This window comes from Cupriavidus pauculus, assembly GCF_022179805.1.
GTDB classification, from domain to species: Bacteria; Pseudomonadota; Gammaproteobacteria; order Burkholderiales; family Burkholderiaceae; genus Cupriavidus; species Cupriavidus pauculus_E.
This window is the reverse complement of the sequence record NZ_BPUO01000005.1, coordinates 95,547-114,742: the sequence shown is the minus strand read 5'-3', so window position 1 is coordinate 114,742 and position 19,196 is coordinate 95,547. Positions and strand designations below refer to the sequence as shown.

Here is a 19,196-nt window from a genome sequence, read left to right as displayed (position 1 = left end):
ACCGTCTCACACCTGGCGCTGTCTGGGTGACTGGGAGACCGTCTTGATGTCCGCATTCTGTACGGTCGGCCGTACGAATTGAAGAACCAAGATTTGCCCTGGTGTGTGTACCAAGAAATGGAGGGGAACAGGGATGATGGGATCGGACGGGCAGGCTGAAAAAGCCGGGGCGGTGTCCCTGCGCCGCCCCGGCCTGGTCGATGCTTACCGCAGTGCCGCCGCTGGCACCACCGATGCGTCGGCAATCAGCACCGGCCAATCGGCGACCGGCACTGAGAACGTCACGGTACCCGGGGCATTCGCGGCAATGCTGCCGGCCGGCATCGCGTACACCCGGCCATCCATCATGTCGACATAGCGCGGCTGGCTGCCCGATGCCGCCATCTCGGTGAAGCCGACATGGCTGCAGGTGACCTGCACGACGGCGCGGGGCTCCGTATCGTCCGCAACGGGCAACGTGGTCATCTTCCACACGCTGATGACCGTGGACGGCACGCCGTTCTTCACCTGCCGCCAGGCATGGGCGTCGTAGCCGGCCGGCGCCACGCAGCCATGGTCTGCCACCGGCTCCATGCGGTTGTCGAACAGCGCCGTGACGTTCTGGAACGCTCCGTAGGCGATCTTCTTGCCGTTGATGCGCTGGTCGCCGTTGATGAACGGCGAGTCGTTGGTGGGATCCCACACGCCGGTGGTCAGCAGGCCCTTGGTGTTCTTGGCATCGTCATAGTGCAGGTCCGTGATCGTGAACATGCTGGTCTCGATGCCACGCGCCATGTCACCCAGCACGCGCCGCAGGTTGTACTTGGCCTGGTTCTTCTCGCTCCACGCCAGCGTGCCCTGGTTGCACATCGCGTAGGTATTGCACGGCGTGGACGGCGCGCCGTTCTCGTCCATGCGCACCCGGAAGCCATAGCCGTCCAGCAGCGTCTGGAAGTTGTCCATGCTCTGCTTGTACCAGGCCACGTGGTCGTAATCGACGCTGGTCGTGTAGGGGTGGAAGGCCACGTACACGTCCTTGCTCGGCACGCTGGGACCCTTGTTGTCGTAGAAGTACTTCAGCGACGTGAGGATGTAGTTGCGGGCCTCCTGGTTCGCGGCGCTGTCGTTGCAGTTCTCCATGCACCCCAGCACGTAGTGCACCGTGTACCACGAGCCGATTGTCAGCTTGGCGTTGGGCTGGATGCGCTTGATCAGCTTGGCGGTATCGACGATCAAGGTCTTGTAGGTTTCCAGGTCCTTGGTCGGCTCGTTCCAGATCTGCCAGTCGGTCACCTTGTCCTTGTACCGCATCACTGTGGCGGCCACGAAGTTCAGGAAGCGTTCCTTGCCCTCGCCGGTGGGAAAGGCGCCGCCCAGGTTGGCGGTGCCGCAGTCCGTGCACCCGGGCCGTACGTTGCCATATCCCAGGAAGACCAGCGGCGCATGCCCCTGCGCCACGGCGCCGTCGACGATCTCGTCGAGCTTGGCGAAGTTGTACGTGGCGGGCGTGGTGATGGTCTGCTCGATGTCGTTCCAGCCGGACTGCACGCGCACCCGCGTCGTGCCCAGCGGGTTCAGGTATTCGCGCCAGTTCGAGAACACGCTGAAGCCCCGGTCGGTGGTCTCGCCGCCGATCATCAGGGTGCTGCTCAAGCCCTGCGCCTTGAGTTCCATCGTCGTGCGCGGCTTGAGGCGTCCGAGCAGGGTGTAGCCGCTATCGGCAACCGGCTGCAAGGCGGCGTAGCTGGCCGAATCCGCATCGAGGATGGCACGCGTGGCGGCGCTGACGGGCGGATTGATGGACGATGTGGGTGTGGGCGGGGGCGGCGGGGCCGGCGGCGCAGGCTGGGCGCCTTGCGACGGCGTTGTCGTGCCGGCGGATGCCGGTGAATCGTCGCCGCCGCAGGCCGCGAGCATTGCGCTCAGCGCGGCAACGGCGGCAAGGGTGGTGATGCGGGTCAAGTTGCGCGGGTACATGTGTCTCCTCTATTTGGGTTTTGATGACGTAACCATTGCGGCGTTGATTTTGGATAATCCATAATCCACGCACGCGAACAACAGGCTGACTTCCAAAACAAGTCGGTGGGCGTGGAACTCCTTAGAGAATGGACAGATGCGGCGATGGCCGCGCGCCGGCCCGCAGGACATCCATCAGTTGAAAAAGCTGCCCGTCCTCGGGGCGGATGTCGGCGGCCTGCCACTGCGGCCGCACCAGCGAGGTCACGAACACCGAAGCGTCCGGACCCGGGCATGGCATGCTCGGCGCCTGGCATGGCAGGGCCATGACGGCGAGCCGCTCTCCCGCGGGCGCGTAGACGTTGATGCGTCCGGCCGACACCCCGGCCGACCAGTAGTTGCCAAGGTCGTCCACGAAGGCGCCGTCCGGCCGCCCGGCCTGTTCGTCGGCTCGGACCCAGGGCTCGATGGCCTCGATGGCGCCGGCATCCGCCAGCCAGCGCGCGCGATAGACGATGCCGGCCATGCTGTCCGAGAAATAGAACGTCTGCCCGTCGGGCGCCCAGGCGAAGCCATTGGCCACGTACAGGCCGTCGTGCACGACGTGACAGCGTCCCGATGCATGCAGCGCGTGGATGCGGCCGGTGGGCTGGCGTGCGCCGGTGTCGTCCATCGACCCGAACAGGAACCAGTTGCCGCACGGCGATACACGGCCCTCATTGAGCCGGTTGCCCGGGCGGTCGGGCTCGGGCTGGAGCAGCGTGTTAAATGCGCCAGTAGCGGGATCCAGCAGGGCCAGTTCGTCGCTGAGCGCCAGCACGACGCGGCCATCCACGCGCCGGCAATGCGCGCCGACCGGCTTGTCGAGCTGCCACGTCGACATCAGGCGTGTCTGTGGGTCCAGCACATGGAAAGCCGGTGACCGTACGTCGATCCACGCCAGTTGGCTGCCGTCCCACGCCGGGCATTCGCCCACGCGATTGCCAACCCGGAACTCACGCAGGTGCAGCCCTTCTGCGGTACGCCGCTCCCGTACCTCAACGAGGCGCGTCGAATGCGGAACGATCACCGTTGTACTCCTCCGCGGCAAAGCTGCCGCCCTGATAGAACTCCGCCACCGGGTCCGACGACGTCTTGCCGCGCAGCGCCTCGGCATGGGCATCGGCCGAATCCTGGGGCGCATAGCCCAGCGCATAGGCGCGCGAATTGTCCCACCACGTCATCGAATTGCGCGACGCGCCATAGACGATGGCCTCGTCAATCTCGGCCGTCATGCCCACGTGAACCAGTTGCGCCAGGTCGCGCGGGCTGATCCAGTGCGACAGCATGCGCGCATCGGTGGGCGCTTCTGAGCAATGGCCGATGCGCATGCCGAACGCCTTGACGCCGAGCTTCTGCGCGTACAGGCTGGCCACCGCTTCCATGAACACCTTGGACACGCCGTAGCGCGAGTCCGGACGCGGCGCGTCATTGCTGCCGACGATCGCCGAGCGCGGATACATGCCCACCGCGTGGTTGGAGCTGGCGTAGACGATGCGGCGCACCCCGGCTTCGCGTGCGGCTTCCCAGAGGTTGGCCACACCGGCCACATTGGCCGGCAGGATCACGTCCCACTGGGCTTCACGCGGATAGCCGGCGAAATGCACGACCACGTCGACACCGTCCAGCAGCCGGCCCAGTGCGCCCGCATCCTCCAGCGAGCACTGCCACGCGGTTTCGTTCGGATGCTGCGGCGTCACGGCGCGCTGGTCGCACAGCCGCACTTCGCTGGCAACCTGCGCCAGCAGCGGCCGAACATGCTGCGCCAGGCGTCCGGCGGCGCCGGTCAGCGCCACGACCAGTGGTGTCTGCTCAGGCATAGAGATGGCTCTCCCGCGACTTCCATTCCGCGTACTCGGCCTGCAGGGCCGGGTCCAGCAGCGGATACAGGCCGGGCAGGCGGGCGCCCTCCAGGATCTTCAGGTTGACCCAGTCCTCGTACATCGTCTGGCCCACCGACTCCAGCGCCACCTCTTCGGCCAGGTGCTGCGGGATGCAGACGATGCCCTCTTCGTCCGCCACCATGATGTCGCCGGGGTAGACGCTCACGCCCGCGCAGGCGATGGGCAGTTGCAGGTCCACCGCATGATGGCGGATCAGGTTGGTCGGGGCCGACGGGCGCGTGTGCCAGGCCGGGAAATCCATCTCCGCGATCTCTGGGCTGTCGCGGAAGCCGCCATCGGTCACCACGGCCGCCCCGCCCCGCTTCCACAGGCGCGTGATCAGCAGGTTGCCCGACGACGCCGCCGTGGCATCGCCCCGGCTGTCCATCACCAGCACATGGCCAGCGGGACATTCCTCGATGGCAACGCGCTGCGGATGCCGCTGGTCTTCGAACGCGGTGATCGGGTCCAGGTCTTCGCGCGCCGGGATGTAGCGCAGCGTGAATGCCGGCCCCACGAAGCGGCATGCTTGCGGGTTCAGCGGCTTCAGGCCCTGCAGGAAGACATTGCGGAAACCGCGCTTGAACATGATGGTGGTCAGCGTGGCGGTGGAGGTGCGCATCAGGATCGCACGCGATTTTTCGGACAAAGCTGCGGACAAAGCCATGGTCGTAGTCTCTATGTTGCTATGTTTATTGGTTGGTGAGGCGTGCCCGGCTGCGCCGCGCCTGCAGGTACGGCGTCTCCTGCTCGGTGCCCGGCTCCCAGCCGCCCGCCGGCAACGCGACGTTGCGCTCGCTCGGGTGCGCGGCAACGAAGGCATGATCGAGCGACGTGCCAAGGCCCACCTCGGCCGGCACCGCGATGTATCCATCGCTGGCCTGCAGGGATCGCGTCACGGCCGCCTGCTTGCCGTCCCAGTCCGGCTCCAGGCGTTCCAGGATCAGGCCATTGGTCGATGCGGCCATCCAGTGGACGGCGGCAAACTCGGCAACCGGTCCGAGCGAGCCCGAATGCGGCGCAACCAGCAGCGCCTTGGCCTCCGCCAGCGCCGCGATCTTCTTGAGCTGGGTCGGGCCGCCGGTGCGGCCGGTATCGGGCTGCACCACGTCGATCAGGCCGCTGGCGATAAGCTGGTCGAACTCGGCCAGCGTGCCCAGCCGCTCGCCGGCCGCCAGCGGCAGCGCCACGCTGTCGCGCACGCGGCGCCAGCCAAGCGGATCGTCGGGTGCCACCGGTTCTTCCAGGAACAGCAGGTGTGCGCCTTCCAGTGCCCGGCCCACCGCTACCGCATCGGCGCCGGTCAGCCACGCCGGGCCGTGCAGGTCGACGATCAGGTCGATATCGGGACCGATGGCTTCACGGATGGCCCAAGCACGCTCCACGATCTGCCGCGTGCCGCCCACCTTCAGCGCACGCACGCCGCGCGCCACGGCGGCCCGCGCGGTCTCGGCATCCTTGACGTGCGCGTAGTACGGCACCGTGTCCCTGACGCGTCCGCCCAGCAGATCGCATAGCGGACGCCCCAGTGCCTGGGCCTTGATGTCCCACAGCGCGGTGTCGAGCGCGGCCAATGCACCGCTGCCGACCACGCCCAGGTGGCCGTGGCCCATCATGGCGACGCGCAGCTTCTGGTGCAGCCGCTCGGTCTGGAACGCATCCTCGCCCACCAGCAGCGGCGCAAGGTCGGGCAGCGCGGCGGCCACCACGCGCGGCCAGCCGGAGCCTTCGCCCAGGCCAACGAGCCCTTCCTCGGTATGGATTTCCGCGAACAACCAGTTGCGTCCCGATGCCAGCGCGCTTTTACCCGCCCCGCCCCATGCGGTATGGGTGGGCGCGCCCGCCTGCATCAGATGGACATTGACCTTCGTAATTTTCATGTTTGCCAATGCGCAATGCGCGATCCGTTCATTGCGGCTTGATTACTGCGGTTTGATGTTGGCCGACTTGATCAGCGCGGACCAGCGGTCCAGCTCGTCGACATAAAGCTTCTGGAAATTGGCCGGCGCAGCGCTGGGCTTGATCTCCATGCCAAGCGCCTGCACCCGTGCGCGCACCGCCGGCTGCTGCAGGGCCTGGTTCAGCGCGTCGTACAGTTTGGCGATGACCTGCGGCGGCGTGCCGGCCTTGACGGCCAGCCCCTGCCAGCTACGGATATAGGTTTCCTTGGGCAAGCCGGCCGCCTGCGCGGTGGGCGCGGCAATGCTGGCCACCGGTTCGGCCTGCATGACCGCCAGCGGGCGCACCTTGCCGGCTTCGATATAGGACTTCATCGTGCCGGACCCCAGGTCGAACATCACGTCGACCTCGCCGGACATCAGCCCCTGCAGCGCGGGGGTGCCGCCGCGATAAGGCACGTGCAGCGCCGGCACGTGTTCGGCGCGCTTGAACAGTTCCAGCGCCAGGTGCGACGACGTGCCGATGCCGCCGCTGCCCACGCGCAGCCCGCCATCGGTCTTCCTGGAAGCCGCCACCACGTCGGCCGCCGTCTTGTAGGGCGACGACGCGGCCGCCAGCATCAGCACGGGCACGCTGGTCATCTGGCCGACCATCGCGATATCGGTACGCGGGTTGTAGGGCACGCCGATCATCGACGGATTGGTGGCCAGGTGAATGGCCGCGAAGATCACCGAATAGCCATCGGCGGGCGCGGCCAGCGCGGTTTGCGTGGCGATGTTGCCGGAGGCACCGCTCCGGTTGTCGATCACCACCGGTTGTCCAAGCGTTTTGGCCATCTGCTCGGCCACGGCGCGTGCCACGGTGTCGGCTGCGCCACCAGGCGCAAAGCCGACGATCAGTTGGATGGGCCGGGAAGGATAGGCGGCGGGCGCGGCGGCGCCGGTCTCGGCCAGCCCAAGGCTGGCGGTAATCAAAAACGCAAGGCGCAGGACGCCCTTACCGAATGTCATTTCGGCTGTCTCCTCGATGGGTTGGAAATTTTTCTCGTGGCGCCCGGTCGGGCGCGCACGGCTAGTGCGACTTTTCGATCATGCGCAGCAAGTCGTCTCGTGCGGATTCCGCGTGTTCCAGCGCAACCTTCGCGGCCAGCGCCGAATCGCCCTTGCGCACGGCAGCCACCAGCTTGCGGTGTTGCGTGATCACGGCTTCCTTGCGTTGCGCGCCGTAGCCCAGCGAGCGCCGCAACGCATCCACCAGGCTCGACCGCGACCCCAGCACGTCCACGGCGGGCTGGTTGCCGGCCACGCCGTTGAACACGCGATGGAATTCGCGATTGGCCGCCACGCATGCGCCGATATCGGTCCCCGTCACCAGTTCCTCGTGGCGCAGCCGCGCCGCGTCGATGGCTTCCAGGTCTTCGGGCGTGGCCAGCGTGGCCACCTTGGCGGCCAGCATCTGCTCGATGGCGCCGCGCATGTCGTAGATGTTGGAGATATAGGTGGCGTCCACCGTGGGAATCACCGCGCCGCGGTGCATCTGCATGTCGATGATGCCCTCGCCCTGCAGGTGCAGCAGCGCCTCGCGCACGGGATTGAGGCTGACCTCGTACCGGTCGACCATCTGCGCCAGCGTGATGTGCGCACCGAGCGGCCAGATGCCAGCGGCGATATCGGCCCGGATCTGCTCGCGCAGTCGAACGTATGTGGGGGTGTTGATCCGTTGCATGGTCGTGGAAACCCGGTTGCGTTTGGTGGAACGTGAGCTTACTATACATTGGATTTTCCAAAATCCAAAATCCAATGAGATACGAAAACTTGATCGACGGGCAGTGGATGGGCAGCGAGCGGTGGGCGCCGAACATCAATCCGTCCGACCTTGGCGACGTGGTGGGCTATGCGGCCATGGCCACGCCGGACATGGCGGAACAGGCCATCGCGGCCGCCGCGCACGCCTTTGGCGCGTGGTCGCACAGCGCCATCCAGCAGCGCGCGGAGATCCTGGAACGCGTGGGGCTGGAGATCGTGGCCCGCAAGGATGAGCTGGGCCGGCTGCTTGCCCGGGAGGAAGGCAAGACGCTACGCGAGGGGGTTGGCGAGGTGGTCCGCGCCGGCCAGATCTTCAAGTACTACGCACAGGAAATCCTGCGCCCGCACGGGCAGCACCTGCCTTCGGTCAGGCCCGGCATCGAGATCGAGGTCACGTCCGAGCCCGTGGGCGTCATCAGCATCATCACGCCGTGGAACTTCCCCATTGCGATTCCGGCCTGGAAAATCGCCCCCGCCCTCGCCTTCGGCAACTGCGTGGTGTTCAAACCGGCCGAACTGGTGCCCGGCTGCGCATGTGCGCTGGCCGAAATCCTGTCGCGCAGCGGCCTGCCGCACGGCGTGTTCAACCTGGTGATGGGCCACGGCGCCGAGCTTGGGCCCGTACTGACCACTGATCCGCGCGTCACGGCCGTCTCCTTCACCGGCTCGGAGGCCACCGGCCGGCGCATCGCCCAGGCGGCGGCAACCGCCGGAAAACGGCTGCAGCTGGAGATGGGCGGCAAGAATCCGCTAGTCGTGCTGGACGATGCCGCGCTCGACATCGCCGTCGACGCCGCGGTGCAGGGCGCCTTCTTTTCCACCGGCCAGCGCTGCACCGCCTCGTCCCGGATCATCGTCACCGACGGCATTTACGACCAATTCCTGTCGGCCTTCGTGGGAGCCACGCAGCGCCTGCGCATCGGGCACGCCCTGGAGACCAACACCGACATCGGCCCGGCCGTGGATGCCACGCAGCTGGACAAGAACCTGCGCTACGTCGCGCTCGGCCAGGAAGAAGGCGCGCGGCTTGTCACCGGCGGCGAGCGCGTGCGTGCCGCCACCAACGGCTATTTCATGACGCCGGCCATCTTTGCCGACTGCCGGCCCGACATGCAGATCGCCCGGGACGAAATCTTCGGACCGGTCGCCACCGTGTTGCGCGCCCGCGACGACGACCATGCGCTGGCGCTGGCCAACGACTCCGGCTATGGGCTGTCGGCCGGCATCTGCACGCAATCGCTGGCGCAGGCCACGCGATTCCGTCGCGGCCTGCAGGCCGGCATGGTCATGGTGAATGCGCCAACGGCGGGCGTCGACTATCACGTGCCGTTCGGCGGCACCAAGGGATCGTCATCGGGCCCGCACGAACAGGGTTGGGCGGCGCGCGAGTTCTTCACCACGAGCAAGACCGCGTACATCCGCGCCTGACGCCGCGTACATCGATCAAAGATTTTTTTCGCAGTCCCACGGCAGCGCGCCGGCAACGGCCGCCGCCAAAATCCATCCATAAAAAACGGAGACAACATGAGGAAGATCATCCTGCCGCTATGCCTGGCCTGCGGCGGTGCGAGCCCGACACTGGCCCTGGCGCAATCGAGCGTCACGCTGTACGGCCTGGTCGATACCACCATCCGCTACACCACGCATGAGAATGCCAAGGGCAGCGGCAAGGTACAGATGGGAGACGGCGTGCTCACCGGCACGCGCTTCGGTCTGGCGGGCACGGAGGACCTCGGCAATGGCTACCAGGCGCTGTTCGTGCTGGAAAACGGCTTCCTGCCCGATACCGGCATGGCCTCGCAAGGCGGCCGGCTGTTCGGCCGCAAGGCCTTCGTCGGCCTGTCAGGCGACTTCGGTACGCTGAAGCTCGGCCGCGATTTCACGGTGATCCACGAAGTCATTGCCAGCTACGACACGATGGCGCTGCCCAACCTGGGGCTGGTCGCCTTCCAGAGCGGCAACTACACGGGCGGCGTGCGGCAGGACAACATGCTGAAGTACGCCGGCACGTTCGGCCCGATCACGCTGGCCGCGCAGCACGCGTTCGGCGAGGTGGCGGGCAACTTTGCCCAGTCGTCGTCGACGGGCGCCAGCGTGACGTACGCCAGCGGGCCGGTCAAGCTCGCCGGTGGCTACCAGATCATGCGCGACACCAGCACCTACTTCGGCACCGCGGTTCCGCTGAGCGACCAGCAGGTCTGGTCGGTCGGGGGTACGTACAAGCTGGGCGTCACGCAGTTCAACGCGGGCTTCACGCGTAGCACCTACAACAATGCCGGCTATCGCGACAACGCCTTCTATGCAGGCGCCAAGCACCCGTTTGGCGATGCCTGGATGCTGCTGGTCACGGGCACCTACGACCGCATGAAGATCAACGGCGACAGCGGCAGCCGCTTCACCGGCGCGGTGATGCTCGACTACAACCTCAGCAAGCGCACCGATGTCTACGTGGAAGCCGACTACACCACGCTGACTGGCACCTGGCGCACGCTGGCCTCGCAGCCGAACTTCGTCACGCCGTTCTATGGCAACAGCACCCGCATCGGTGTGACGACCGGTATCCGACACAAGTTCTAACCAGCGACCAGTGCGAGAAAGCAGGGAGCCGGCGCTGGCCGGCGCCCCTGCCCTATCAGTGGTATCAGTCGTATCAGTCGTATCAGTCGATCTTCGCGCCCGATGCCTTCACGGCCTGTCCCCAGCGCTTCTGCTCGTTGACAATCGTCGCGGCAAAAGCGTCTGGCGATTGCCACGCCGGTTCGGCGCCTTGGGCTTCGAGCTTGGCCTTCGTGTCCGGATCAGCCAGTACGGTGCGCAGCGCGCCCGACAGCTTGTCGACCACGTCCTTCGGCGTGCCGGCCGGTGCCAGCACCCCGTAGAAGCCCACCACCTCGAATCCCTTCAGGCCCGATTCCTCCATCGTGGGCACATCAGGCAGCGCCGGCGACCGCTTGCCAGACGTCACCGCCAGCGCGCGCACCTTGCCACCCTTGATGTACTGGGTGAACAGCGGAATGGAATCGGCCATCATCTGCGCCTGGCCACCCATCACGTCCGTCAGCGCCGGTGCGCTGCCCTTGTACGGGATATGGACGATGAAGGTGCCCGACGCCTGCTTGAACATCTCCGGCATCAGGTGCGAGATACCGCCGTTGCCGCCCGACGCAAAATTCAGCTTGCCCGGATTGGCCTTGGCATAGGCGATGAATTCCTTCAGGTTCTTGGCCGGCACGTTGTTGTTGACCACCATCACCAGCGGAATCAGCGCGGTACGCGCCACCGGGGCAAAGTCCTTCGGCATGCCATAGGGCAGCTTGGGATACAGCGAATTGTTGATCGCCATCTGGCCGGTGTTGGCAATCAGCAGCGTATAGCCGTCCGGCGCGGACTTGGCCACGTTGTCCGATCCGATATTGCCGGCGGCACCGGCCTTGTAGTCGAGTACGATCGATTGCCCGAGAATGGGCTGCAGCTTCTCGGACAGGATGCGCGCGTGCGTATCGACCGGCCCGCCTGGCGGAAAGCCCACCACCAGCCGGATCGGCTTTTCAGGCCAGGCCGCATGCGCCGCACCGGCGGCAAACGCCAGTGGCGTCAGGGCCAGGCTGGCCACGACACGCAGGACACATCGGGCAACAGGCTTCGTCGTCATCTTCTCTCTCCAGATACGGCCACGCTCTACGCGGCGTGGATCGGTCCGGTATTGTGACGTTTATGTGACAGACTTGTGAAGTCCCATGGAGCTCAGCCGTTCAAAATCCCCGAACCCGAATTGCTCCCCTCTCCCGCGATGCGGGAGAGGGGAGCAAAACTGGAGGATCGAAATTGAAAGTCAGACGCATCGTTGCCAATGTCGCCGCCACTGACGTGACGGCTGCCCGCGCGTTCTACCAGGACGTGCTGGGCCTTGACCTGCTGATGGACCACGGGTGGATTCGAACCTACGGCTCGCAGGCCGAGATGTCCGTACAGGTCAGCTTTGCGACAGAGGGAGGTTCCGGCACGCCGGTGCCGGATCTGTCGATCGAGGTGGACGATCTGGATGAGGCGCACCGGCGCATGCGCGACGCCGGCTTTGCCATCGAATACGGTCCTGTTGATGAGCCGTGGGGCGTGCGCCGGTTCTTCGTGCGGGACCCATTCGGCAAGCTGGTCAACATCCTTGCCCATGCGTAACTGCCATGGGCCGGGTCGCTCAGCGCCGGCCGCCGGCCAGCCGTAGCGAGTCGGGGTGCTGGCGCAGCCGCCACATCGCCACGCAGCCCAGTGCCGGGCCGATGGCCAGCATGCCGAAGCCAGCGCGCCAGCCCAGCCATTCCACCACGTCGGGTACCAAATGGATGCTGGCCAGTGTCAGCAGAAAGCCCGCGCAGGTCTGCGCGGTCAGCAGCGTGCCGATCGATGACGGATCGGCCAGCTCGGTCACGCTGGCCGAGAACTGCGCGGAGTCGGCAATCACCGACACCCCCCAGATCAGCGCCACCGTCACCAGCACTGCCATGGGCGCCGTCTCGAGCCAGCCCATCAGCGCTGCGCACGATGCGCTCGTGGCCATGGCCGCGATGGTCACGGCCGTACGGCCCACGCGATCGGCCAGCCATCCGCCCAGCCAGGCTCCCATGGCACCAATGGCAATCGCCGCGAACGTCAGCAATTCCGCACGGCTCCGTGCGTCAGCCATGCCGCGCGCGGCAAACGTCTGCTGCAGGAACAGCGCCAGCCACGCCCACATCGCGTAAAGCTCCCACATGTGGCCGAGGTAGCCCAGGTTGGCCAGCCGCACCGCCGGCTGCCGCCACGCCTGCGCGATCTTGGCGGGATCGATGCGCGCGGCGCGCTTGAGATTGGGCCCGATCCCGGCCAGGCCGATCAGCAGCGCCGCGCCGGCCGCGCAAGCCGCCGCCACCGCGTAGATCGTGCGCCAGTCGGGGCCACCGGCCGCGGGCATCAGGTAGGCCGCCACCAGGTGCGGGCTGGCCGAGCCCAGCGTGAGCGCGCCCACCAGCAGGCCGATCAGCAAACCCAGGTCGGCCTGCGCCCAGGTGGCCGCCAGCCGCATGCCCACCGGATAGACGCCGGCCATGCACATGCCCGTGACGAAGCGCAGCGCCACCACCATGCCGCCCGTGGGCGCGATGAACGCCAGCGTACCGGTGGCCAGCGCGGCCACCAGCGCCGAGCCGGCGAACAGGCGCCGCAGGTCGTAGCGGTCTGGCAGCGACAGCAGCGCCGACATCAGCGTGCCGGCCACAAAGCCGAACTGCACCGCACTGGTCAGCAGCGCCTCGTCGAACGGGGAGATGGCATCGGTGCGCTTGATCACGGCCACGGCGGTGCTGGCGGAAAACCAGACGCCCATGGCGGCTACTTCGGCCAGCAGCAGGATGGCGATCGAAAATAGCTTGCCGCGCTGGCGCTGCTGCGCCGGCGCGGCGGTGGAAGACGGTGACGTCATGTCAGGCGGCCGCCGGGTGCGCGGCCACGCCCACGGGGTGGAAGTCGCGTCCGAAGTAGATCAGCCCGGCGCGGCCGCCGGGGCTGTGCGCAGCCTTGATGGCACAGAAGAACACGGTATGCGTGCCCACCTCGGTCACCGACGTGATCTCGCAGTCGAGCGCGCTGACCGCCCCATGCAGCACGGGTGCGCCGGTTGCCAGCCGCGCCCATTCCGCGCAGGCAAAGCGCTCGTCGATGGACAGGTCCTTGTCGGCAAACTGCATGGCTAGGTCGCGTTGCCCGGCGGACAACACGTTCACGCAGAGCCGCCCGTTCTGGCGGATCACCGCATTGTTGCGGCTGGCGCGGTTGATGCAGACCAGCAGCGTGGGCGGGTCGTCGGTAACGGGGCAGACCGCCGACGCCGTGCAGCCGGCCAGGCCGGCCTCGCCGTCGGTGGTGATGACGTTGACGGCGGCACCCAGGCCCGCCATCGCGTCGCGAAAAGTCGTCTTGTCTACCATGATGCGTATGTCTTCAGCGCTGAGCGCCTGTGCCGCGATATTGCGCCGCGGTGTGGGTGGCTGGCAAGTGCGCCGTGCCGAACAGCTTGTCCCGATAGGTGCCGGGCTGGTACGCGGTCTTGTACACGCCGCGCTCCTGCAGCAGCGGCACCACCATGTCGATCACATCCTCGAAGCACTCGGGCACCACGGTGCGCGACAGGTTGAAGCCGTCCACGCCGGTTTCCTCGCTCCAGGCCATCAGCTGGTCGGCGATGCGCTCGGCTGACCCCACCCACGGCGCCTGGCGGCTGCCCAGCACCATCTGCTCCAGCAGCTTGCGGCGCGTCCATTGCGGCCCGGCGCTGCGCGTCATGGCCTCCACGTTCGACACGATGGCCTGGCTCTTGCCGGTCTCGATCGGCTCGTCCAGATCGTAGCGCGCGAAGTCGATGCCCAGCGACGCCGCCGCATGCACCAGCGCGGCCTCGGAGCTGACATAACGACGGTATTCCTCGAATTTCTCGCGCGCTTCGGCATCCGTGCGCCCCACCACCAGCGTGGCACCCAGGAACACCTTCACGTCATCGGCCTGGCGGCCCAGTTGCACGGCCTGCGCGCGGATGTCGCCGACGATCTCCCTGACGCCCTCCATCTTCTGGCCGTTGACGAACACGCACTCGGCATGCGTGGCCGCGAACTGGCGCCCGCGCGTGGACGAGCCCGCCTGATACAGGACCGGCGTGCGCTGCGGCGACGGCGCGCACAGGTGCATCGCATCCACCTTGTACTGCGGCCCGCGATGATGGATCACGCGCACTTTCTCCGGATTGGCGTAGACGCCGGACGCGCGGTCTGCCACCACGGCGTCGTCGTCCCAGCTACCTTCCCAGAGCTTGTAGACCAGCGCCATGTACTCGTCGGCCAGGTCGTAGCGGTCGTCGTGCGCTTCCTGGCGGTCAATGCCGATGGCGCGCGCCGCGCTGTCCAGGTAGCCGGTCACGATATTCCAGCCGATGCGGCCGCCGGTGAGCTGGTCCAGCGTCGACATGCGGCGCGCAAACAGGAACGGCTGCTCGTAGGTCAGGTTGGCGGTAACGCCGAAGCCAAGATGCTGGGTGACGGCGGCCATGGCCGGGATCACCAGCGTGGGATCGTTGACCGGCACCTGCACCGCGCCACGCAGCGCCGCAGCGGGGCTGTCGCCATACACGTCGTACACGCCCACCACATCGGCAAAGAAGATGCCGTCAAACAGCCCGCGTTCGAGCGTCTTCGCGTACTCGATCCAGTACTGCAACTGGCCGTAGCGGTGCGACTGATCGCGCGGATGCGTCCACAAGCCCTGCTGGATGTGGCCGACACAATGCATGTCGAAGGCGTTCAGGCGGATTTCACGCGGCATGGGGGGGCGACTCCGGTCGAAGGGAATGGATACGACTACGGCTCTGGATTTCATCCACTATAGTGGACGAATGGTCACCATCGTAAGGTTTTTACGATGCGGGTTTACCCGCGTACAACAACCCCACCCCTATAATCCGACGGCGCCTTTGCCCAGCCATTCCAAGCCATGAGCCGACTTCCCGACGACCCCACCACCGCCATCTCCGCGCGCGTGCGCATCGAGCGCGAGTCGCGCGGCTGGTCGCTGGCGGAGCTGGCCGACCGTTCCGGCGTGTCCAAGGCGATGATCAGCAAGATCGAGCGTGGCGAGGCCAGCCCCACCGCCACCGTGCTCGGGCGTCTCTCTGGCGCGTTCGGCCTGCAATTATCGATGCTGCTGGCACTGGCCGAGCAGGCGGGCGAACGCCTGAGCCGCGCCGCCGAACAGCCGACGTGGCAGGACCCGGAAACCGGCTACACGCGCCGCGCGGTGTCGCCGCGCAATGGCGGCATGCTGGAACTGGTGGAAGTCACGCTGCCCGCGCAGGCGCGCGTGGCGTATCCGTCGTCGGCCTTCACATTCCAGCACCAGCAGATCTGGGTGCTCGGCGGCACGCTGGTCTTCGAGGAAGGCGAGATCTCGCACACGCTGAGTGCCGGCGATTGCCTGCAGCTGGGGCCGCCCGCGCCGTGCACGTTCATCAATCCCGGCCCGGACGCCTGCGTCTACGTGGTGGCGCTGGTGCGCCGGTAAGTAATCAGGACTGGTCGGCGTCGATCCACACGCGCGTCGACGCGCCGGTGCGCGTCAGCCGCATCTGGTAGGTATAGCGTTCCGGATGGTAGAGCCCGACCAGGAACTGCACGGGGCGTCCCGTGGCGTCCGCTGCCACGCGCGACACCCGCAGCAAGGGCACGCCCGGGGCAATCCGGAAGATGCGCGCCACATCCAGATCGGCCACGGCGGCGCCCAGCGTCTGCTCGGCCGTCACCACCTCGATGCCATGCTGTTCCAGCGCCACGAGCATCGGCGTGTCCTGCAGCGTATGGCGATCGATCATGTCGGCCAGCTCGCCCGGCACGAAGACCTCGGTGTACGAAATCGGCTGCGCCTTGAACTTGCGCACGCGCACCACCTTGAGCACGGGCGCGTCCGGCGGCAATGCCAGCGCGGCGCTGACGGCCGGCGGGGCCGGCATGCGCTTCCATTCGAGTACCTGCACCCGCGTGCGCATGCTGACGCTGACGATGTTGTCGAGCAGCCCGCCGCGAACGGTCTGCACCGCAGCCTGCGCCGGCGGCGCGTTGCGCACCACGGGCACCGTACCCTTGCCGCGCAGCCGCACCACCAGCCCTTCTTCCTGCAGCCGTGCCAGTGCGGAACGCACCGTGACGCGCGCCACGCCGAATTCCTCGGCCAGTTGCCGCTCGCCGGGCAGCGGCAGGCCCGCCGCGTAGTGGCCGCCGCGAATGCGGTCGCGCAGGATCAGGCGAACCTGCTGGAAGCGGGGCAGCGTGGTCAGCGGGGCGTGGGCATCAAACATCTTGGGCAGGGTTGCTGTGGCGGTTCACGGACGAACCATGCCGCCACGGTACGCGTGCGCCCCCGCCCCGGCAAGTGCGCCCGCCCCGGTTATTCGTACTGCTTGCCCAGCGCCAGCATCTCCGGCGTGCCAATCACGTCGTTGAGCGCCTGGAACGACAGCATGCGGTCCAGGTACGGCGTGGTGGTGCCGTGCTGCTGCAGGCTGCCCAGGTAGTCGCGCAGCGCAAAGCTCAGCGCGCGCACGGTGCCGCCCGGGAAGATCACGATGCGAAAGCCGATCTCTTCCAGCTCGGCCGCCGGCAGCACGGGCGTCTTGCCGCCTTCCACCATATTGGCCAGCAGCGGCGCGCGCTTGCCCAGCCGGGCGATGGCGGCGGTCATGTCCTCGCGGCTGCGCAGCGCTTCCACGAACAGCACGTCGGCGCCGGCCTCGGCATACAGCTCGGCACGTGCCAGCGCGGCGTCCATGCCCTCCACGGCCACGGCGTCGGTACGCGCGATGATCAGCGTGTTCTCGTCGCGGCGCGCGTCGCAGGCGGCGCGGATCTTGCCCGCCATCTCGGCTGCGCCGATCACCGTCTTGCCGTCCAAGTGGCCGCATCGCTTCGGCATGGCCTGGTCTTCCAACTGGATCGCCGTAGCACCGGCACGCTCCAGCACGCGCACGGTCTGCATCACGTTCAGCGCGTTGCCAAAGCCGGTATCGGCATCGACGATCAGCGACAGCGTGGGGCATCGCTCGCGGATATTGCGCGCCACCGATGCCACGTCGTCCAGCGACAGGAAGCCGATATCGGGACGGCCCAGCCGCGTGTAGGCAATGCTGGCACCCGACAGGTAGGCGGCCTGGAAACCGGCCTGCTCCACCAGCAGCGCGGAAAACGCATCGTAGACGCCAGGCGCAGTCACGATGCCGGTGCCTTGCAGGCGTTGCTTCAACGTCGTCGTACTCATTGCATTTCCTCGTTCACGGTGAGTTGGCCCGACGCAATACGGCGCGCCAGGTGCGGTACCAGTCCGCCATCGCGGATCATGGCCACCAGATGCGGGGGTACCGGCTCGCACTGCAATGCCGGGATGCCCTCAAGAAAGACCTGTGCGGTATCGATGCCGCAACCGGCCCGCTGGCCGGCGGCTACCGGCGGCAAGTCCGCGCAGGTCAGCAGCGGCAGGCCCAGGTTGAAGCCGTTGCGATAGAACAGGCCGGCGAACGACGGGGCCACCACGGCCACCACGCCCAGATGGCGCAGCACCTCCACGGCCTGCTCGCGCGACGAGCCCGCGCCAAAATTGCGGCCGCCGAATACCACGTCGCCCGGACGCACCTGCGCCGCGAAGGTCGGATCCACGGCCTCCATGCAATGGCGCGCGATTTCCTCGATGCCAAACTTCATGTAGGCACCGGGCGCCAGCAGATCGGTATTGATGTCGTCGCCAAACACCCACGCGCGGCCGGTGAGATGCGTGCTCATGCGCGTACCTCGGCGCTAACGTCGTTCATTACCTCGCGCGGATCGGCGATGCGCCCGGCCACGGCCGATGCCGCCACCGTGTACGGCGACCCCAGATAGACCTGCGACGAAGCGGCGCCCATGCGTCCCTTGAAATTACGTGCCGTGGCACTGATTACCACACTGTCCTCGCCGAAGCGATGTTCGCCGTAGCCCGCGCAGGCGCCACAGGCATTGGGCAGCAGCTCGGCGCCGGCATCGGTCAGCACGGCCAGCGTGCCCTCCTGCGCGGCGCGTTGCTGGTCGGCCGCGCTGGCCGGGGCCACCAGCAGGCGCGTGCCGCGCGCCACACGCTGGCCGCGCAGCACCTGCGCCGCCATGCGCAGGTCTTCCAGCTTGGCGCCGGTGCAGGCGCCGATATAGGCAATGTCGATACCGATGTTGTCGAACGCGTCCACGTCGTCGGCATCGGCCGGCGTATGCGGGCGCGACACCTGCGGCGCCAGCGCCGAGGCATCGAAGTCGTGTTCCGCCAGGCAGGCGGCGTCGGCATCGGACTGCCAGGCGTCGATGTCGATATCCGCCGCCGCCACGCCCGCCGCCAGCAGCCAGTCGCGCGTGACGGCATCGGGCGCCACCAGGCCCACCTGGGCGCCCAGTTCGGCGGTCATGTTCGACAGTGTCATGCGTTCCTGCATCGGCAGCGCCGCCACGGCGTCGCCGGTGTACTCCACGGACTGATACTGGCCGCCATCCATGCCGAAGCGCGTGCACATGCGCAGCATCATGTCCTTGGCCGATACGCCCGCGTGCAGCCGTCCATGCCAGCGCATGCGGATGGTCTGCGGCACGCGTACCCAGATCTCGCCCGTCACCAGCACGCCCAGCATCTCGGTGGCGCCGATGCCGAACATGTAGGCGCCGAACGCGCCGCCGGTGGACGAATGGCTGTCGCCGCCCACGGCAAACATGCCCGGACGCAGGTAGCCCTTCTGCGGCACCACCACATGGCAGATGCCTTCCATGTCGTGGAAGCGCGTCACGCGTTCGTCGCGCACCCAGTCGCGCGCGATCTGCACGATCTTGCGGCTGTCGGCGTCATGGGCCGGCACGTAGTGGTCGGTCACCACCACCACCTTGTCCGGATTCCACACCTTCGCGCCCAGCTTCTCGAGCATCGGCTTCACGCGGCGCGGGCCGCCCGAGTCGTGCATCATCGCCAGGTCCACGCGGCACGTGACGATCTCGCCCGGTGCCACTTCCGCCCTGCCGGCCGCGCGGGCCAGCAGTTTCTGCGCCAATGTCTGGCCCAT

The 19,196-nt window shown here is 67.2% G+C and carries 19 protein-coding genes; 4 read left to right on the top strand and 15 right to left on the bottom strand.

What is annotated here, in order from left to right; translation table 11 throughout:
• Positions 1–204: 204 nt before the first annotated feature.
• The 7 genes from MFF62_RS11600 to MFF62_RS11570 form a co-directional block, all read right to left on the bottom strand.
• Positions 205–1,956 (bottom strand): hypothetical protein, encoded by a 1,752-nt coding sequence (locus tag MFF62_RS11600; RefSeq protein WP_238263268.1) that lies wholly within the window; start codon positions 1,954–1,956, stop codon positions 205–207.
• A gap of 121 nt (positions 1,957–2,077) precedes the next feature.
• Positions 2,078–3,004 (bottom strand): SMP-30/gluconolactonase/LRE family protein, encoded by a 927-nt coding sequence (locus tag MFF62_RS11595; protein ID WP_238263267.1) that lies wholly within the window; start codon positions 3,002–3,004, stop codon positions 2,078–2,080.
• Positions 2,973–3,794 carry an NAD-dependent epimerase/dehydratase family protein gene (locus MFF62_RS11590; RefSeq protein WP_238263266.1) on the bottom strand — a complete coding sequence of 274 codons (822 nt, stop codon included), beginning with the start codon at positions 3,792–3,794 and terminating at the stop codon, positions 2,973–2,975. Before MFF62_RS11590 ends, MFF62_RS11595 begins: the two co-directional genes overlap by 32 nt.
• Positions 3,787–4,524, bottom strand: coding sequence for a ribonuclease activity regulator RraA (locus MFF62_RS11585; protein ID WP_238263265.1), 738 nt, complete (start codon positions 4,522–4,524; stop codon positions 3,787–3,789). Before MFF62_RS11585 ends, MFF62_RS11590 begins: the two co-directional genes overlap by 8 nt.
• A gap of 25 nt (positions 4,525–4,549) precedes the next feature.
• Positions 4,550–5,737: a mandelate racemase/muconate lactonizing enzyme family protein gene (locus MFF62_RS11580; RefSeq protein WP_238263264.1), complete on the bottom strand. Its 1,188-nt coding sequence runs from the start codon at positions 5,735–5,737 to the stop codon at positions 4,550–4,552.
• 42 nt (positions 5,738–5,779) lie between these two features.
• Positions 5,780–6,766, bottom strand: a complete 987-nt coding sequence (locus tag MFF62_RS11575) for a Bug family tripartite tricarboxylate transporter substrate binding protein (protein WP_238263263.1) — start codon at positions 6,764–6,766, stop codon at positions 5,780–5,782.
• Positions 6,767–6,827: 61 nt separating this feature from the next.
• Positions 6,828–7,481: a GntR family transcriptional regulator gene (locus tag MFF62_RS11570; protein ID WP_238263262.1), complete on the bottom strand. Its 654-nt coding sequence runs from the start codon at positions 7,479–7,481 to the stop codon at positions 6,828–6,830.
• Between the two features lie 74 nt (positions 7,482–7,555).
• Between MFF62_RS11570 and MFF62_RS11565 the strand changes: the two genes are divergently transcribed.
• Complete coding sequence (locus MFF62_RS11565; protein ID WP_238263261.1) at positions 7,556–8,989, top strand: aldehyde dehydrogenase family protein; 1,434 nt, start codon at positions 7,556–7,558, stop codon at positions 8,987–8,989.
• 96 nt (positions 8,990–9,085) lie between these two features.
• A complete protein-coding gene (locus MFF62_RS11560; RefSeq protein ID WP_238263260.1) occupies positions 9,086–10,138 on the top strand; it encodes a porin in 1,053 nt (350 codons plus the stop codon).
• An 82-nt stretch (positions 10,139–10,220) separates the two neighbouring features.
• Here MFF62_RS11560 and MFF62_RS11555 read toward each other — a convergent pair whose 3' ends face one another.
• Positions 10,221–11,213: a Bug family tripartite tricarboxylate transporter substrate binding protein gene (locus MFF62_RS11555; protein WP_238263259.1), complete on the bottom strand. Its 993-nt coding sequence runs from the start codon at positions 11,211–11,213 to the stop codon at positions 10,221–10,223.
• 173 nt (positions 11,214–11,386) lie between these two features.
• Here MFF62_RS11555 and MFF62_RS11550 point away from each other — a divergent pair, with 173 nt between their 5' ends.
• Positions 11,387–11,737 (top strand): VOC family protein, encoded by a 351-nt coding sequence (locus MFF62_RS11550; RefSeq protein ID WP_238263258.1) that lies wholly within the window; start codon positions 11,387–11,389, stop codon positions 11,735–11,737.
• Positions 11,738–11,756: 19 nt separating this feature from the next.
• Here the strand turns inward: MFF62_RS11550 and MFF62_RS11545 are convergent, their stop codons facing one another.
• Genes MFF62_RS11545 through MFF62_RS11535 form a run of 3 tightly spaced genes read right to left on the bottom strand, consistent with a single transcriptional unit; the run spans position 11,757 to position 14,905 of the window.
• Entirely contained in the window at positions 11,757–13,016 is a 1,260-nt protein-coding gene (locus MFF62_RS11545; protein WP_238263257.1) for an MFS transporter, read from the bottom strand.
• A 1-nt stretch (position 13,017) separates the two neighbouring features.
• Positions 13,018–13,521: a flavin reductase gene (locus MFF62_RS11540; RefSeq protein ID WP_238263256.1), complete on the bottom strand. Its 504-nt coding sequence runs from the start codon at positions 13,519–13,521 to the stop codon at positions 13,018–13,020.
• 13 nt (positions 13,522–13,534) lie between these two features.
• Positions 13,535–14,905 carry an LLM class flavin-dependent oxidoreductase gene (locus MFF62_RS11535; RefSeq protein ID WP_238263255.1) on the bottom strand — a complete coding sequence of 457 codons (1,371 nt, stop codon included), beginning with the start codon at positions 14,903–14,905 and terminating at the stop codon, positions 13,535–13,537.
• Between the two features lie 168 nt (positions 14,906–15,073).
• Between MFF62_RS11535 and MFF62_RS11530 the strand changes: the two genes are divergently transcribed.
• Complete coding sequence (locus MFF62_RS11530; protein WP_238263254.1) at positions 15,074–15,640, top strand: helix-turn-helix domain-containing protein; 567 nt, start codon at positions 15,074–15,076, stop codon at positions 15,638–15,640.
• Between the two features lie 4 nt (positions 15,641–15,644).
• Here the strand turns inward: MFF62_RS11530 and MFF62_RS11525 are convergent, their stop codons facing one another.
• From MFF62_RS11525 to MFF62_RS11510, 4 genes are all read right to left on the bottom strand, one after another.
• Complete coding sequence (locus MFF62_RS11525; protein ID WP_238263253.1) at positions 15,645–16,430, bottom strand: GntR family transcriptional regulator; 786 nt, start codon at positions 16,428–16,430, stop codon at positions 15,645–15,647.
• Positions 16,431–16,519: 89 nt separating this feature from the next.
• Positions 16,520–17,386: an isocitrate lyase/PEP mutase family protein gene (locus tag MFF62_RS11520; protein ID WP_238263252.1), complete on the bottom strand. Its 867-nt coding sequence runs from the start codon at positions 17,384–17,386 to the stop codon at positions 16,520–16,522.
• On the bottom strand, positions 17,383–17,904 hold the full coding sequence (locus tag MFF62_RS11515; protein ID WP_238263251.1) for a LeuD/DmdB family oxidoreductase small subunit: 522 nt from the start codon (positions 17,902–17,904) through the stop codon (positions 17,383–17,385). Before MFF62_RS11515 ends, MFF62_RS11520 begins: the two co-directional genes overlap by 4 nt.
• Positions 17,901–19,196: a 3-isopropylmalate dehydratase large subunit gene (locus tag MFF62_RS11510; RefSeq protein WP_238263250.1), complete on the bottom strand. Its 1,296-nt coding sequence runs from the start codon at positions 19,194–19,196 to the stop codon at positions 17,901–17,903. Before MFF62_RS11510 ends, MFF62_RS11515 begins: the two co-directional genes overlap by 4 nt.